Consider the following 15,702-nt stretch of genomic DNA (forward strand, 5'->3'; position numbering starts at 1 on the left):
GACCTTCTGGAAAACGCGGACGCTGCGCCCCCGGACCGGTCGGGGGGCGCAGCGTCACAGCGGATCGAATGATGATCCTAGGCCTGTGCGTCCCGGACCGCGCGGTTGACGGCCGAGATGACGGCCTTCAGCGAGGAGGTGGTGGTGTTGGAGTCAATTCCGACGCCCCACAGCACCCGCTCGCCGACAGCGCATTCAACGTACGCGGCGGCGCGGGCGTTGCCACCCTCCGAGAGGGCGTGCTCGCTGTAGTCGAGGACCCGGACGTCCACGCCGTCCTGGCCCAGGATCGACAGCAGCGCCGCAATCGGGCCGTTGCCGGACCCGGTACGGCGAACCTGGACGCCGTCAACGGTGACCGTCGCGTGCAAGGTCATGGCGCCGTCGTCGTCCGTTTCCGTGCTGAACGAGCCCAGCGAATAGCGGCCCCACTGGCCGTCCTCTTTGCTGGAGGGCAGGTATTCGTCCTGGAAGAGCTGCCAGAGCTGGGCGCCGCTGACTTCGCCGCCCATGGTGTCCGTCTGCTTCTGGATCACGCCGGAGAATTCGATCTGCGCACGGCGCGGCAGGTCCAGGCTGTGCTCGTTCTTCAGCAGGTACGCCACGCCGCCCTTGCCGGACTGCGAATTGACCCGGATCACCGCTTCGTAGCTGCGGCCCAGGTCCTTGGGGTCGACCGGCAGGTACGGGACCTGCCACGTGTAGTCGGCGACGTCCTTGCCGGCAGCCGCTGCGTCTTTTTCGAGTGCTTCGAAGCCCTTTTTGATGGCATCCTGGTGCGAGCCGGAGAACGCCGTGAAGACCAGGTCGCCGCCATAGGGTGAACGCTCTGCGACCGGCAGCTGGTTGCAGTACTCCACCGTGCGCCGGACGTCGTCGATATCGGAGAAATCGATCATGGGGTCGATGCCCTGGACGAACATGTTCAGGCCCAGCGTGACCAGGTCCACGTTGCCGGTCCGCTCGCCGTTTCCGAACAGGCAGCCCTCGATCCGGTCTGCGCCGGCGAGGTAACCCAGCTCGGCGGCGGCAACACCGGTGCCGCGGTCGTTGTGCGGGTGCAGCGAGAGAATGATGCCCTCGCGGGGGTGCAGGTGGCGGCTCATCCACTCGATGGAATCGGCATAGACGTTGGGCGTGGCCATTTCCACCGTGGCCGGCAGGTTGATGATGACCTGGCTGTCAGCCGAGGCCTCGAAGACATCGGCGACGGCATTGCACACGCGTACGGCGTATTCGAGTTCCGTGCCGGTGAAGGACTCCGGGGAGTACTCGTAGGTGATGTGCGTGTCCGCCAGCGTTTCCTCGTATTTCTTGCACAGGCGTGCACCCTGCAGCGCAATGTCCAGGATGCCGTCTTCGTCCTGGTTGAACACCACGCGGCGCTGCAGGACGGACGTCGAGTTGTAGAGGTGGACGATTGCCTGCTTGGCGCCGACCAGGGATTCGTAGGTCCGCTCGATCAGGTGTTCACGGGCCTGCGTCAGCACCTGGATGGTGACGTCGTCCGGAATGTGGTTGCCTTCGATCAGCTGGCGGACGAAGTCGAAGTCAGTCTGCGAGGCGGACGGAAAGCCGACCTCGATTTCCTTGTAGCCCATGCGGACCAGCAGGTCGAACATCTTCATCTTGCGCGCCGGGCTCATGGGGTCGATCAGGGCCTGATTGCCGTCCCTGAGGTCCACGGCGCACCAGCGCGGGGCCTTGGTGATGACCTTGTCCGGCCATGTGCGGTCCGGCAGCTCAACTTTGATCTGGTCCTGGAACGGCAGGTAGCGGTGGACGGGCATTCCGGAGGGCTTCTGTGCGTTTCGCATTACTATCGGGGCCTTTTCTGTGATTCCTGAGTGAAAGGTGGCCGGGCAACACAAACTCCGCGACGAGGATTGGCCTTGCGCTAGATCGCGTCTGAGGCCTCGCCGCGGCAGCTAAGAAGAAGGAGTTCTGCGCGCACCATTTCACAGTAACACGGGTGCGTAAGATGAAGGAGCAACACCTCCAGCAACGTCCACTATGCAGACGCTGCCACCGGTGCCAGCGCCGGGGCAGCCTTCACCTGAAGGAGCACTTGTGCCAAACTCGGGGATCGACCTGTCCAACATCGACCACTCCGTGCGGCCGCAGGATGACCTGTACCAGCACATCAACGGCGCGTGGCTCAAGAGCACGACCATCCCGGACGACCGGCCCCTCGAAGGCACTTTCACAGCCTTGCGGGACGGCTCCGAGCTGGCGGTCAGGGAAATCATCGAAGAAGCCGCCGCCCGCGGCGCCGACGCCACGGGCATCGAACAGAAAGTCGGGGACCTCTACCGCAGCTTCATGGACGAAGCCGCCGTCGAAGCCAAAGGCATGGATCCCATCCGGGATCGGCTTGCCGAGGTCTATGCCACGAAGTCAGCCACGGAAGTGATCGAATTGGCCGGACGGCTCTTCCGTTCCGACGTGTCCGGGCTCTTTTATATCTACCCGGCCCCCGACGCGGGAAACCCGGACCGGATCCTGCTGTACACCGGCCAGGGCGGACTCGGCCTGCCTGACGAATCCTATTACCGCGAAGAGAAGTTCGCTCCCATGGTCACGGCATACCGGGACCACGTGGGGACAATGCTCGGCCTCGCAGGGACCACGGATCCGGAAGGCGCAGCGGAGCGGGTGGTGCGCCTGGAGACGGCCCTTGCCTCGCACCACTGGGACAACGTGACGCTGCGGGATCCGCAGAAGACGTACAACCTGAAATCCGCCGCGGAGGCCTGCGAGCTGTTCCCGCTGCTGGATGCGTGGTTCGACGCCGCCGAAATCGCCCCGGACAAGCGCCAGGAACTGGTGGTGAGCACGCCCGATTTCTTCGCCGGCGCTGCCGGCCTGCTCGAGTCCGAGCCGGTGCAGGCCTGGCAGGACTGGCTGGCCATGCGTGTTGTCAGCTCAGCGGCCGCTTACCTCTCCGCCGAATTCGTGGATGCGAACTTCGCGTTCTACGGCACCACCATCAGCGGAACCCCCCGCAACAAGGACCGCTGGAAGCGTGGCGTCGCCGTCGTTGAAGCGTCATTGGGTGAGGCGGTCGGCCAGATCTACGTCGCCCGGCACTTTCCGGAAACCCACAAGGCCCGCATGCAGACCCTGGTGGCCAACCTCATCGAGGCCTACCGGCAAAGCATCGCAGGGCTGGCGTGGATGAGCGAGGACACCAAGCTTGAAGCCCTCAAAAAGCTCGAAGCTTTCCGCGCCAAAATCGGCTATCCGGAGGAATGGATCGACTACTCTGCGGTGGAGATCGATCCCGCCGACCTCCTCGGAAACGTTGAACGGGCCCACAACGCGGACGTGGACCGGCACCTCGACGAGGTGGGCAAGCCGGTCGACAAGAACAAATGGCTCATGACACCGCAGACTGTCAATGCCTACTACCATCCGCTCCTGAACGAGATCGTGTTCCCGGCGGCCATCCTGCAGGCTCCGTTCTTCACAGCGGACGCCGACGACGCCGTCAACTACGGCGGCATCGGCGCCATCATCGGGCACGAGGTGGGACACGGCTTTGATGACCAGGGCTCACAGTTCGACGGTGGCGGCGCCCTGCGCAACTGGTGGACGGAAGAGGACCGGACAGCTTTCGAAGCCCTGACGTCCAAGCTGGTGGCCCAGTTCGATGCATTGTCACCCACCGCTGCGCCGGGCCACCACGTCAACGGCAAGCTGACCCTCGGCGAAAATATCGGCGACCTCGGCGGACTCACCATCGCCTACAAGGCCTACCTGATCAGCCTCGACGGTGCGGAACCACCCGTGCTGGACGGCATGACGGGACAGCAGCGCTTCTTCGCCTCCTGGGCTGCCGGCTGGCGCCAGGTGATCCGGGGCGAGGAAGCGATCCGCCGGCTCGCCACGGACCCGCACTCCCCCAACGAGTTCCGCACCAACGCCATCGCCAAGAACCTGGATGCCTTCCATGAAGCGTTCGGAGTGGCGGAGCAGGACGGCATGTGGATGCCGGTGGAGGACCGCGTCAGCATCTGGTGACCGAAGATTAACGTACAAACCCGCGGGGCCGGCCACAAACTGTGGCCGGCCCCGCGGGTTTGTCCGTAGTCGCGGCTGCCGCTACTGGACGATCAACTCCGGGTTTGCCTGCTGGCAGACGGTGTCGCCGGCGGTCTGGTTGACAATGTCGGTCGGAAGCGGCGCTGCGCCCATCTTAGTTCCGGACAAGAAGTCGGCGCCGAGGTAGACCTGCACGCCGCTGACGCCGGCCGCGGGAAGCACCTGCGTGGCCGGAATCTCAAGGAGGGCCGCGACGTCGGCCGCCACGTCCTCGAAGCCGGGTGCGTAGTACACCGCCGTCTTATCCACCGGCTGCGCCACCAGCGGGGCTACCTGAGTGAAGCCGCCGGCGACGATCGCCTCGGTGATTTCCTGGACCCGCTCGGGAACCCCTGTTCCGTTGGCGACTGTGACGGGCTGCAGCGACTTGTCGTAGGGCGGCGCTGTTTCGGTCGGCACCGATGGCGACGGAGCGGGCGTCGACTCGCTTGGCTCCGGCGTGGGGCTGGGGGTGGCTGTCGGGTCCGTCAGGTCGACGTCCTTGCGCAGCGCGGCGAACAGCTGCGATCCGGCCGGTTCGGCGACAGTGAGGCGGTTGGGATCGGACGGCGCCGGGGTGGTGGGAACGGCCACGAAGGCGACCTTGCTGATGTCGATGTTCTTCAGCCGGTTGCCGATGGTCAGGAGCGACGGCACCGAGGCCAGCCCGTCGTCCACCGTCAGGTTCTGGGTCACGACGTCGGCAATTTTCAGCATCTTCTGCGGATCGGAGAGGGTGCCGTCATCCTTGATTTTGCGTGTGAGGGAAGACAGGAACCCTTGCTGCGCCTTAATGCGGCCGAGGTCCCCTCCGTCCGCGAAGGCATGCCTGGTCCGCAGGTATGCCAGCGCCTGTTCGCCCTGCACCTGCGAGTTCCCCGCCGGCAGCCGCAGGCGGGAGTCGGGATCGTAAACGGCGTCGCTGATGCAGACTTCCACGCCGCCCACAGCGTTGGAGAGCTCCTTCACCGCGTTGAAGTCAGCCATCATGAAGTGGTCGATTTCAAGGCCGGTAATTTTGTTCACCGTGTCCACGGCACAGCCGATGCCGGCCTGCTTCATGGCTTCGTTGATCATTACGCCGGTCTGCGCGGGGAAGACCTCATCGGTCTTCTGGTCCGTGCATTCCGGAATGTCCACCAGCAGGTCGCGCGGAAAACTGATGACGCTGACCCGCTTGTTGTCAGCGGAGATGTCCATCATCATCATGACGTCCGACTGCCCGTAGCCGGTGGAATCCTCGGCAGTACCGTATTCGGAGTTCTTGCCATCACGGGTGTCGGAGCCCAGGATCAGGATCTGCATCCGGTCCTTGGAATCGTTGACGGGATCCTCGGTGCGGCTGCTGCCGGCACCGAGGGGTGCCTTGCTGATGTTCATCTGCAAACGGATGACCCAGAAAGCGGCGAAAGCCAGGCCGCCCACCAGGAGGAGGGCCACGACGGCGCTGGCCACCTTGAACCAGGCGGGCTTCCCCCGCAGGGCGCCGAGGTGCCGGGCAGGGCCCATCGCTTTGTTGTCCGAATGCCGGGCGGCGGCGTCGGACGCTGGCGAACCAATGCCTTGTCCGGGAGTGTCTCGGCGTCGCACCACGTGGTGTTACCTTCCTCTATAAAACGGGGGTCGGTCCATTTTAGTGGTCCAGACTGGGAAAATGCCCGATGCGGGGGTCCGGCTAGAATCCGAGCTTGACCAGCTGCTTTGGATCCCGCTGCCAGTCCTTGGCCACCTTGACGTGCAGGTCCAGGTAGATCCGCGTTCCGAGCAACGCTTCAATGCCCTTGCGTGCATTGGTGCCGACTTCCCTCAGCCGGGCGCCGCCTTTACCGATGATGATGGCTTTCTGGGACGGCCGTTCGACGTAAAGGTTAACCCGGACGTCGAGGAACGGGCTGTCCTCAGGCCGGCCCTCACGCGGAACGATCTCCTCAACCACCACGGCCAGGGAGTGCGGCAGCTCGTCGCGCACCCCTTCCAGGGCAGCCTCACGGATCAACTCGGCCACCATGACGGCTTCGGGCTCGTCCGTCAGGTGCCCGTCCGGGTACAGCGGCTGCGACGGCGGCATGTGGCTGATCAGGACATCGGCCACTGTGTTCACCTGGAAGCCGTCCGTTGCCGATACCGGAACGATGTCCTTCCAGCCGTCCTCGCCGAGGACTTCACGCCCCAGGGCGGCGACGGCAAGGAGCTGTTCTGTCAGTGCTTGCCGGTCAACGAGGTCGGCCTTCGTCACGATGGCGATGATGGGCTTCTTGCCGACGGCGGCCAGCTGCGCGGCAATAAAGCGGTCACCGGGACCGATTTTTTCGTTGGCCGGCAGGCAGAAACCGATGGCATCCACTTCGGAGAGCGTGTCCGCCACGAGGTCGTTGAGCCGTTTGCCGAGCAGCGTCCGCGGCCGGTGCAGGCCGGGAGTATCGACGAGGATCAGCTGGGCGTCATCCCGGTGGACGATGCCGCGGATGGTGTGGCGCGTGGTCTGCGGCTTGGCCGAGGTGATGGCCACCTTCTTGCCCACGAGGGCGTTCGTCAGCGTGGACTTGCCGGCGTTGGGCCTGCCCACGAGGATGGAAAATCCGGCACGGAAGCCGCCGAATGCTTCCGCGGCGTCCGCTTTATTCTGCTTGCTCACGTGGAACTCCCTGTTGCGTTGTTTCGGCCTCGTCGAGTAGGTCTTCAAGGTCAGTTTGTTCTGGAACAGCGCCCATTGCAACGGGCGCCGCGATGATGTGGCTGACCCTGTTGCGGCGGCCTTCCAAGCGCTCCGCCCGCAGCGAGATCCCGTCCACTTCGACAGTGCTGCCCACGATCGGCACCCTGCCGAGGGCCTTGGCCAGCAGGCCGCCCACGGTGTCCACTTCGTCGTCGTCGAGTTCAACATCAAAAAGCTCACCGAGGTCATCGATGCCCATCCGCGCACTCACGCGGTAGCTGCCGTCACCGAGTGCCACGGCCTCGGCACTCTCGGTGTCGTATTCGTCCACGATTTCGCCGACGATTTCCTCGATCAGGTCCTCGAGGGTCACCAGGCCGGCTGTCCCGCCGTACTCATCGATGACGATGGCCACATGCGTGGATTCCTTCTGCAGCTCGCGGAGCAGGTCGCTGACCTGCTTGGACTCCGGAACGTAGCGGACTTCGCGGGCAAGGTCATCCACGATGGGGGGTTCCTCGTCCGGGCCGAGGCTATGCAGGGCCGCGGCAACATCCTTGAGGTAGATGATGCCCACGATCTGGTCCGTGTTGTCCCGGATGACGGGTATCCGCGAATACCCTGACCGCAGGAACAGGGACATGGCGCGGTGAAGGCTCGAGCCGGCGTCGATGCTGAGAATGTCCGTTCGGGGCACCATCACTGCCCGCACCAGGGTGTCACCGAAGTCGAACACGGACTGGATCAGTTCCGCCTCGTTGTCCTCGATCATGTCCGACTCGGTGGCGCGGTCAACCAGTTCGCGGAATTCCTCTTCGCTGAAGGAGGCTTCGTCGCCGCCGCGTGCGCCAGGGGCCACGGCACTGCCCACAGCGACAAGCCAGCCCGGGACGGGCCCAAGAATCCAGCAAAGGAAGCGGATGATCGGCGCGGTGAACCGCACAACCCCGGCCGCGTGGGCACGGCCCAGCTGCCGCGGTGACACTCCCACGATGACAAAGCCCACCAGGGCCATGATTCCGGTGGCGGCCAGCCCTGCCAGCCAGACGCTGTCCAACAGGCTGTGCAGGAGGACCGCGACGGCCACGGCCGAGGCCATTTCGAACCAGATCCGCCAGAACCGCAGCGAACGCATGTGCGCTACGGGCTGGTCAAGGATCCGCTTGAGGGCCTGGCCGTTGCTTCGAAGCACAGCTTCTTCGGCGTCGTGGCGCGGCAGGAAGTTGAATGCGGACTCGGCCGCGGTCAGCAAGGCGGCGAAACTGAGGAAGATCAGCGCCATGCCAACGAGGATCAGTGGGGTCACTGCATCGTCTCTGAGGGGGCGTCTTTACCGGTGAAACCCTCAAGCAGTTCGCGCTGCAGGCCGAACATCTCTTCCTTTTCCTCGGGATCGGCGTGGTCGTAGCCCAGGAGGTGCAGGATCCCGTGGGTGGTGAGCAGCAGCATCTCGTCCTGGGTGGAATGTCCGGCATTCCGGGCCTGGACCTCCGCCACCTGCGGACAAACGGCGATATCGCCGAGCATGCCCTGGGGCGTCGGCTTGTCCGGCGTCCCAGGCGTCAGTTCGTCCATGGGAACGGAGAGCACGTCGGTGGCTCCCGGCTCATCCATCAGTTCGAGGTGGAGCTTTTCCATGGCCGGTTCGTCCACCAGGAGGATGGACAGCTCAGCCTGCGGGTGGATGTACAGGCGTTCGAATACAAACCGGGCCAGTGCGACCAGTTCAGCTTCGTCCACCCGGACGCCGGATTCATTGTTTACTTCGATGCTCATGCGTGCTCTCCCCGCTTTTCCCGGGGCACGGAATGCTTCACCCGGTTCCTCTGTGTTTCGTCCCAGATGCCGTACGCGTTGACAATATCGCCCACTAGCCGGTGGCGGACCACGTCCGAGGCGTCCAGCACGCTGAAATTCACGTCGTCAATGCCTTGCAGAATTTCCTCCACGATCCGGAGGCCGGAACGGGTGCCGAAGGGCAGGTCCACCTGGGTGACATCCCCGGTGACCACCATTTTGGAGCCGAAGCCGAGCCGCGTCAGGAACATCTTCATCTGTTCGGGTGTGGTGTTCTGGGCCTCGTCGAGGATGATGAAGGCATCGTTCAGGGTCCGGCCGCGCATGTAGGCCAGCGGAGCCACTTCGATGGTGCCCGCTGCCATCAGGCGGGGAATGGACTCCGGGTCCATCATGTCGTGCAGGGCGTCATAAAGCGGACGCAGGTACGGATCGATCTTGTCGCTGAGCGTCCCCGGCAGGAAACCAAGGCGTTCACCGGCCTCCACAGCAGGCCGGGTGAGGATGATGCGGCTGACTTCCTTCTGCTGCAGGGCCTGGACAGCCTTGGCCATGGCCAGGAACGTCTTGCCGGTGCCGGCTGGTCCGATTCCGAAGATCACAGTGTTGGCATCGATGGCGTCCACGTAGTTCTTTTGGTTCAGCGTCTTCGGCCGGATCGTCTTCCCGCGACTCGAAAGTATGTTGTACGTCAGCACCTCAACCGGGTTCGGGAGCGACTGGCTCCGGAGCAGGGCGGCCAGTTGCTGGAGGACCGCCGGCGTAATAACAGTCCCCCGGTCAACGAGCCCGCGCACTTCGTGGAGCAGCCGCATGATCCTGGGGACGTCCGCGGCGGGACCGCTGATGGCGAGTTCGTTGCCGCGGACATGGAAGTCCACGGCCGGGAACTGTTCCTCGATAAAGCGCAGGGCCTCATCGTGGCTGCCAAGGGACTGAACCATCTGTTCGGAGTTGTCGAAGATGACCACCTCCGTCCGGACACCGGGAAGACTATGGGGAAATTCACCTGTGGTGCGCTCTCCGGCGCTGAACCGGGGCCTTCCGTTTGTTGCTTCAGTCATGGTGCCGGCCTGCGGGCCTCTGGTCCCCTCCAGTTAGGAAATGTGTCTCCCCGGCCGATCAGTTCGCCTTAGCCGCCTTGGCGCCAGGCTCCGTGCTCGGCCGAGTCCTTCCATCTTACGCCAGTACGCCCTGCAGGGGCCGCGGAGCGTGAGAGGCAGTCGACAGGACGCAACACTTTCGTTGCAGGTTCCCGTCATTAGGTATCAACTTCGTATCGGCCTCATATCGTTCCCGTTGCAGTTCGGCAGAGCCCGGCCAAACACCGCCGGGCGCCGGGGACTCTATGCCATGCTGGAATCCGCCGGCATTGCACCGGCAGGGAAGACTTAACCGAGACATTTACAGGGACAGGGCGGGGACCCGGAACACCATGGAGATCAGCAATCCACGACGCCGGAAGGCAACAGGAGGCAGGCGGACCCGGTCCGCGGTTCTCCTGTTTGTGCTGCCCGCGGCCATGGTGCTCTCCGCCTGTGTGGCCACCCCCCAGCCTTCCGCCAGTACCGCAGCCGGCAGCACTCCGCAGGCAGTGACCGGATCCGCCACTGCCGGGGTTCCCAGCACCAGTGCACCGCTGGAAACCACCCAGGCTTCCAACAAGGCCCCCGTCTACTGGATCGGCCGCAGTAACGAGAACGTCTTTCTGTACCGGGAGTTCCGGGACGTCCCCGAGCAGGAAAACCCGGTGACCCGGGCATTGCGCGCCATGATGTCCGACAAGCCGCTGGATCCGGACTTCTTCACTCCGTGGCAGGACCCGAAGAAACTGGCCACCTCGATCTCGGGCAAGAACGTGATTACGGTGGACGTCTCACCGGATGCGTTCAACAGCAACCTCGATGAAGACATGGCCCAGCGGGCCATCCAGCAACTGGTCTACACGGCAACGGCCGCCGGTGCGAGCTCCGGGCTGGTGGACGCCGGCCAGCAAATCCAGGTGGTGATCCTGGTGGACGGCCACACTGACTACCTCGCCTTCAACCACGTCAGGCTGGGCACTCCCACTCCCCGCGCAGCGGGCATGGTGGCCCCGGTCTGGATTATCGATCCGCAGGAAGGCGTGGGCGTTGCCGACGGCAGCGTCAAGATCAGCGGACGGAGCACGCTTCCCGGGGCGAAACTTCGGTGGAAGATCCTTAAACTTGCGGGCAGCAGCGACAAGACGGCGTATCTGGGCGGCGAGGTGACGGCGTCGGCGGAACAGAACCAGTCAGGGCTGTTCTCGCTGAACGTCAACCTGGCACCGGGAAACTATGAGATCCGCGTTTCACAGATCGACCCGGGGGCTCCCGACCGGGAGATGAACGTGGACACCCGCAGCTTCAAGGTCGAATAGCGGCTGAGTAGCGATTCTGCCGCCGGCGGTCCGCTGCCGGCGGCCTTTACTACCAGCGGCCCAGGATATCGCTGGCCAGCACTGTCGCCGCAGGACCTGCCGTAGACGACCTGAGCACGTGGTGCCCCAGCAGGGCCGTTACGGCGCCGGCGCCGCAGAGCCTGGTGACTTCCCGCGGACTGATGCCGCCCTCGGGACCCACGATGAGGAGTATTTCGCGGGGCCCCGGGGCCGGGATCCCGCCGTCGCCGTCGCCGTCGCGCCATGACTCCAGGACCCTCCGGAGCGGGCGGACGGCATCCTCGTGGAGGATGATCGCCAGGTCCGCCGCGGAAACCGCTGCCTGCAGCCCGGAACCGTCGACGGCGGCACGCACCTCGGGGATCCACGCCCGCCGCGCCTGTTTGGCCGCGGCAGTCACCACGGACTGCCATTTGGCGTGCGCCTTGGCTGCGCGCTCCCCTTTCCACCGGACGATGGAGCGTTCCGACTGCCACGGGATAATGGCGTCGATCCCCAGCTCGGTGGCGGTTTCAGCGGCGAGTTCGTCGCGGTCCCCTTTTGCCAGCGCCTGGACCAGGACCAGGCGCAGATCCGGGCGCTCCTCCGATTCGAGGACGGAGCATTCCACCGTCAGCTCGCCGTGGCCGACGGCCGCGACGGTACCGGTGAGCCTTTTGCCGGCACCGTCCGCTATGTCAACGGACTCCCCCACGGTGATCCGCTTGACGGTGACCGCATGACGGGCCTCGGCACCCTGCAGGACAAAGTGCGAACCGGGCCCCTGGTCGTCCAGGGCGCCCGGGTTCGCGAAAAAGACCGGATTGCTCACCGCTACAGGTTACCGAGACGGTCCCGCAGTTTGGCGAAGACCCCGCCGCTGGCGGAGAGCTTTCCTTCGGTGTACTGCTCGCCCCGCAGTTTGGCGAGCTGCCGGAGCAGGTCTTCCTGCGCGGCGTCAAGCTTGGCAGGGGTTTCGACCTGCAGGTGGACCTTCAGGTCGCCGCGGCCGTAGCCACGGAGGTGCGTGACTCCGAGCCCGCGCAGGGTGATCACCTCACCGGACTGGGTGCCTGCCTTGACGTCGATCTCCTGCTGGCCGTCAAAGGTATCCAGGCTGAGCTCGGTGCCCAGGGCCGCGGCGGTCATCGGGATGTGCAGGGTCGCGTGGAGGTCGTCGCCGTCGCGGACGTAGGTGGCGTCATTGTTGACCCGGATCTCCACGTACAGGTCGCCGGAGGGGCCGCCGGCAGGTCCGGCTTCGCCCTGGCCGCCAAGCTGGATCCGCGTTCCGGTGGCTACGCCGGCGGGGACCTTGACCGTCAGGGAACGGCGGCTGCGGATGCGGCCCTGTCCGTTGCACTCGTTGCAGGGATCCTTGATGACGGTCCCGAAGCCTTCGCAGGAGCCGCAGGGCGCGGCAGTCATGACCTGGCCCAGGATGGAGCGGACGGCCCGCTGGACCTGGCCGCTGCCGCCGCAGATGTCGCAGCGCACGGGGTGGCTGCCGGGCTGGCAGCAGGAGCCTTCACAGGTGGGGCACGTGACGGCAGTATCCACTTCCAGCTTCTTGTTGACTCCAAAGACGGCGTCGCGGAGGTCGATGCGGACGCTGATGAGGGCATCCTGCCCGCGGCGGACCCGCGATGCCGGGCCGGCCGAGCCGCCCGCACCGAAGAAGGTGTCGAAGATGTCCTGGAAGGCAAAGCCCTGCCCCGAGTAACCGGCGCCGCCGAAACCGTTGTCGGTGCCGTTCTCATTGCCGGTGGTGTCATAGACGCGGCGCTTCTGCGGATCGGACAGCACTTCATAGGCGTGCGTGACGGCCTTGAAGCGGTCCGAGGCATCCTCACCGGGGTTCACGTCCGGGTGCAAGGTGCGCGCAAGCTTTCGGTAGGCCTTCTTGATCTCTTCGCCCGTCGCTTCGGGCGAGACTCCAAGAACGTCGTAGTGGCTGCTCAAAGTTCGTATCTCTTCCTGGTTGTACTGCCTGTAATGCCTTTGGTGTCTATGATGCTGCTGCCGTCCCCCGGAAGCCGGGGCACGGAGGCCCGGGTGGCTGATGTATTACCGTTTACGGCCCGAGGATCCTGGAAAGGTAGCGTGCCACGGCACGGACCGCGGCCATGGTGGTGGGATAGTCCATCCGGGTGGGACCGAGCACGCCCACCTTGGCACTGGAACCGGGGCCGTAGCCCGTGGCCACCACCGAGGCTTCCGCGAGGCCGTCGTACGGATTCTCCCGGCCGATACTGACGGTGACGCCGCGCGGGTCCTGCGCCATCTCGCTGAGGAGGCGGAGCATCACCACCTGCTCCTCGAGGGCTTCGAGGACCGGGCCGATGCTGAGCGGGAAATCAACGTTGGACCGCGCGAGGTTCGCGGTGCCGGCCATGACCATCCGCTCCTCGCGGGTGCTGCTGGCAAGGGAGTCCAGGCCGCGGGCCAGCGCCTGGGCTGCGTGCCGGCGGGAGGGTTCACAGCCGGCGACGACGGCGGGAAGCGCCTGCGGGAGCAGGCTCAGAGGCGTTCCGGCCAGGCTTTTCAGGAACCGTGTCCTGAGTCCTGCGAGGGCCTCGTCGCTGAGCTCCTGTCCGACGTCGATAACCCGCTGCTCGACTTTTCCCGTGTCCGCAATGAGAACGGCAAGGACCTGGCGCGGGGCCAGCAGCACGAATTCGATGTGCCGCACCATGGCCCGGCTAAGGTGCGGATATTGCACCACGGCCACCTGGTTCGTCAGCTGCGACAGCAGCCGCACCGTTCGCTCCAGGACATCGTCCAGGTCTTCCGACCCTTCCAGCAGCGTCTGGATGGCGCGGCGCTCAGCCTGCGACAGGGGCTTGACGGCGGAGATCTGGTCGACGAACAGCCGGTAGCCCTTGTCCGTGGGGATCCGGCCTGCGCTGGTGTGCGGCGCCGTGATCAGGCCCTCGTCTTCCAGCGCTGCCATGTCATTGCGGATGGTGGCGCTGGAGACCCCAAGGTGGTGCCTCTCCACCAGTGCCTTGGAGCCCACAGGTTCGCGGGAATGGACGTAGTCCTCCACGATGGCGCGCAATACTTCAAGCTTGCGTGGTTCGCTCATTCTCCACCTCCGATCGGCTTTCCCGGGCTGCGGCCCCGGTGCGGGGACCAGCGCATCTGCCCGGGCAACAGTTAGCACTCGTCATGTCTAAGTGCTAACCAGTCTAATATGAGTCGCCCCGTTGTTAGCATTGGTACCGCTCCGGGCGAAACTCCGGCGCGAAACAGGACGTGCACGCCGCAAAGCCACAGCCGGCCTGTTCTCTTCCCTTCTTTCACTTTTTCTAGCGCAAGGTTGTGTCTATCCGATGTCGTACCAGAACTGGGGCCCGCAGGACATCACGGCTCCCCGGAAGCCGGAGCTTCCCGAAGTGCCGGTGGAGCGGGGCATGGTGCTGGAGGACGTCCAGTCCGGCTGGGTAGGGGCCGTCACCAGGGTGGAAAAGTCCGGCGGCATGCATGTGGTGGCCCTGGAGGACCGGCGCGGCAAGTCACGCACCTTCCGGCTTGGCTACGGTTTCCTCCTGGAAGGCCTGCCGATCCGGCTGATGCCCCCTGCGCCCCGAGCCCAGGCAGCTTCCGCGGCATCCGGCAGGACGGCGTCAGGTTCCGTGCGGGTGGCCGGCCAGCGTGCGCAGGTGGCCAAAGCCAGCCGCATCTGGGTGGAAGGCAAGCACGACGCCGAACTCGTGGAAAAAGTCTGGGGTGACGACCTCCGCGTGGAGGGCATCGTCGTCGAGCCTTTGCACGGCATTGACGACCTCGCCGCGGCAGTGGCCGCGTTCGGACCCGGCCCCGGCCGGCGGCTGGGTGTGCTCGTGGACCACCTGGTTGCCAATTCCAAGGAATCACGAATCGCTGACGCCGTGATGGCCTCCCCCGGTGCTGCCGGCAACGTGCTGATTGTGGGCCACCCATACGTGGATGTGTGGCAGGCCATCCGTCCGGCCGTCCTCGGCATCGACGCGTGGCCGGTCGTCCCGCGGGGCGTGGACTGGAAGACCGGAATCCTGACGGCCTTCGGCTGGCCGCACGAGACCAAGGAGGACATCGGCCTCGGCTGGCAGAAGCTACTGGGTGCAGTCCGCAGCTACGCGGACCTGGAACCCTCGCTGCTGGGCAGGGTGGAAGAGGTCATCGACTTCCTGACGGTCCCGTAGGGGCAACTTGCACTCCTGACCCAGTATTCTTGATACGGCGGTTGTTGCTTTTGTGGCAGCGTCCGCTTTTCCGGGAACCACCGCACTACTGCAATCCGAAGGACGACACCGTGGCAGAAGACGCACGCGAACAACGGGACAACCAGGCCGGCCATGGCCAGCCCCAGTATCATGGTGTCCCCGCCAATGCCCTGCCGCTGACGGCCAACGAAGACCGGCAATGGGCAACCCTCGCCCACTTCGGCGGCATCCTCGGGTGTGTCCCGTCGCTGTTGATCTACCTTATTTTCAAGGACCGCGGCCCGTTCACGGCGCAGGAATCCAAGGAAGCCCTGAACTTCACCCTGCCACCCACGATCGCCGCCGTCATCTGCAACGTCCTGGTGATGCTTCCTGTGGTGGGCAATATCTTCGCGGTGCTGGCCACACTGATCTGGATCGCCGTGACGTGCTTCTCGGTGGCAGCCGGGATCCACGTAAACCGCGGACAGCCGCACCGCTATGACTACAACCTGCGCTGGATCAAGTAACCAGCCGGAACAGCAATCCGGCCGGATTCAACCGGCCGGGCCGGCCGC

Annotated in this window: 13 protein-coding genes; 4 read left to right on the plus strand and 9 right to left on the minus strand. The window is 65.0% G+C overall.

Translation table 11 applies throughout. From position 1 onward, the window contains the following. Positions 1-77: 77 nt before the first annotated feature. Positions 78-1,817, minus strand: coding sequence for a 2-isopropylmalate synthase (gene leuA / locus Q8Z05_RS19220; protein ID WP_305941146.1), 1,740 nt, complete (start codon positions 1,815-1,817; stop codon positions 78-80). Between the two features lie 253 nt (positions 1,818-2,070). Here leuA and Q8Z05_RS19225 point away from each other — a divergent pair, with 253 nt between their 5' ends. After that, the gene (locus Q8Z05_RS19225) at positions 2,071-4,023 is read left to right on the plus strand and encodes a M13 family metallopeptidase (RefSeq protein WP_305941147.1); all 1,953 of its coding nucleotides are present in this window, start codon (positions 2,071-2,073) and stop codon (positions 4,021-4,023) included. Positions 4,024-4,104: 81 nt separating this feature from the next. Here the strand turns inward: Q8Z05_RS19225 and Q8Z05_RS19230 are convergent, their stop codons facing one another. The 5 genes from Q8Z05_RS19230 to Q8Z05_RS19250 form a co-directional block, all read right to left on the minus strand. After that, positions 4,105-5,676, minus strand: coding sequence for an LCP family protein (locus tag Q8Z05_RS19230; RefSeq protein ID WP_305941148.1), 1,572 nt, complete (start codon positions 5,674-5,676; stop codon positions 4,105-4,107). An 82-nt stretch (positions 5,677-5,758) separates the two neighbouring features. After that, complete coding sequence (gene era, locus Q8Z05_RS19235) at positions 5,759-6,718, minus strand: GTPase Era (RefSeq protein WP_305941149.1); 960 nt, start codon at positions 6,716-6,718, stop codon at positions 5,759-5,761. Further along, a complete protein-coding gene (locus Q8Z05_RS19240) occupies positions 6,702-8,045 on the minus strand; it encodes a hemolysin family protein (protein ID WP_305941150.1) in 1,344 nt (447 codons plus the stop codon). The genes era and Q8Z05_RS19240 overlap by 17 nt, the downstream gene beginning before the upstream one ends. Beyond that, positions 8,042-8,515 carry an rRNA maturation RNase YbeY gene (ybeY, locus tag Q8Z05_RS19245; protein WP_305941151.1) on the minus strand — a complete coding sequence of 158 codons (474 nt, stop codon included), beginning with the start codon at positions 8,513-8,515 and terminating at the stop codon, positions 8,042-8,044. Before ybeY ends, Q8Z05_RS19240 begins: the two co-directional genes overlap by 4 nt. Next, entirely contained in the window at positions 8,512-9,600 is a 1,089-nt protein-coding gene (locus Q8Z05_RS19250; RefSeq protein ID WP_305941152.1) for a PhoH family protein, read from the minus strand. Before Q8Z05_RS19250 ends, ybeY begins: the two co-directional genes overlap by 4 nt. Before the next feature lie 371 nt (positions 9,601-9,971). On the opposite strand from Q8Z05_RS19250, the gene Q8Z05_RS19255 reads away from it, so the two are divergent. Next, on the plus strand, positions 9,972-10,937 hold the full coding sequence (locus tag Q8Z05_RS19255; RefSeq protein WP_305941153.1) for a GerMN domain-containing protein: 966 nt from the start codon (positions 9,972-9,974) through the stop codon (positions 10,935-10,937). 49 nt (positions 10,938-10,986) lie between these two features. Here the strand turns inward: Q8Z05_RS19255 and Q8Z05_RS19260 are convergent, their stop codons facing one another. From Q8Z05_RS19260 to hrcA, 3 genes are all read right to left on the minus strand, one after another. Further along, on the minus strand, positions 10,987-11,769 hold the full coding sequence (locus Q8Z05_RS19260) for a 16S rRNA (uracil(1498)-N(3))-methyltransferase (RefSeq protein ID WP_305941154.1): 783 nt from the start codon (positions 11,767-11,769) through the stop codon (positions 10,987-10,989). Positions 11,770-11,771: 2 nt separating this feature from the next. Further along, positions 11,772-12,899 carry a molecular chaperone DnaJ gene (gene dnaJ, locus Q8Z05_RS19265; protein ID WP_305941155.1) on the minus strand — a complete coding sequence of 376 codons (1,128 nt, stop codon included), beginning with the start codon at positions 12,897-12,899 and terminating at the stop codon, positions 11,772-11,774. Positions 12,900-13,011: 112 nt separating this feature from the next. Further along, entirely contained in the window at positions 13,012-14,025 is a 1,014-nt protein-coding gene (gene hrcA, locus Q8Z05_RS19270) for a heat-inducible transcriptional repressor HrcA (RefSeq protein ID WP_305941156.1), read from the minus strand. Between the two features lie 247 nt (positions 14,026-14,272). Here hrcA and Q8Z05_RS19275 point away from each other — a divergent pair, with 247 nt between their 5' ends. Further along, positions 14,273-15,124, plus strand: coding sequence for a DUF3097 domain-containing protein (locus tag Q8Z05_RS19275; protein ID WP_305941157.1), 852 nt, complete (start codon positions 14,273-14,275; stop codon positions 15,122-15,124). Between the two features lie 110 nt (positions 15,125-15,234). Continuing rightward, positions 15,235-15,654, plus strand: a complete 420-nt coding sequence (locus Q8Z05_RS19280) for a DUF4870 domain-containing protein (protein ID WP_305941158.1) — start codon at positions 15,235-15,237, stop codon at positions 15,652-15,654. Positions 15,655-15,702: the final 48 nt, after the last annotated feature.

This window comes from Arthrobacter oryzae, from assembly GCF_030718995.1.
Taxonomy (GTDB): Bacteria; Actinomycetota; Actinomycetes; order Actinomycetales; family Micrococcaceae; genus Arthrobacter; species Arthrobacter oryzae_C.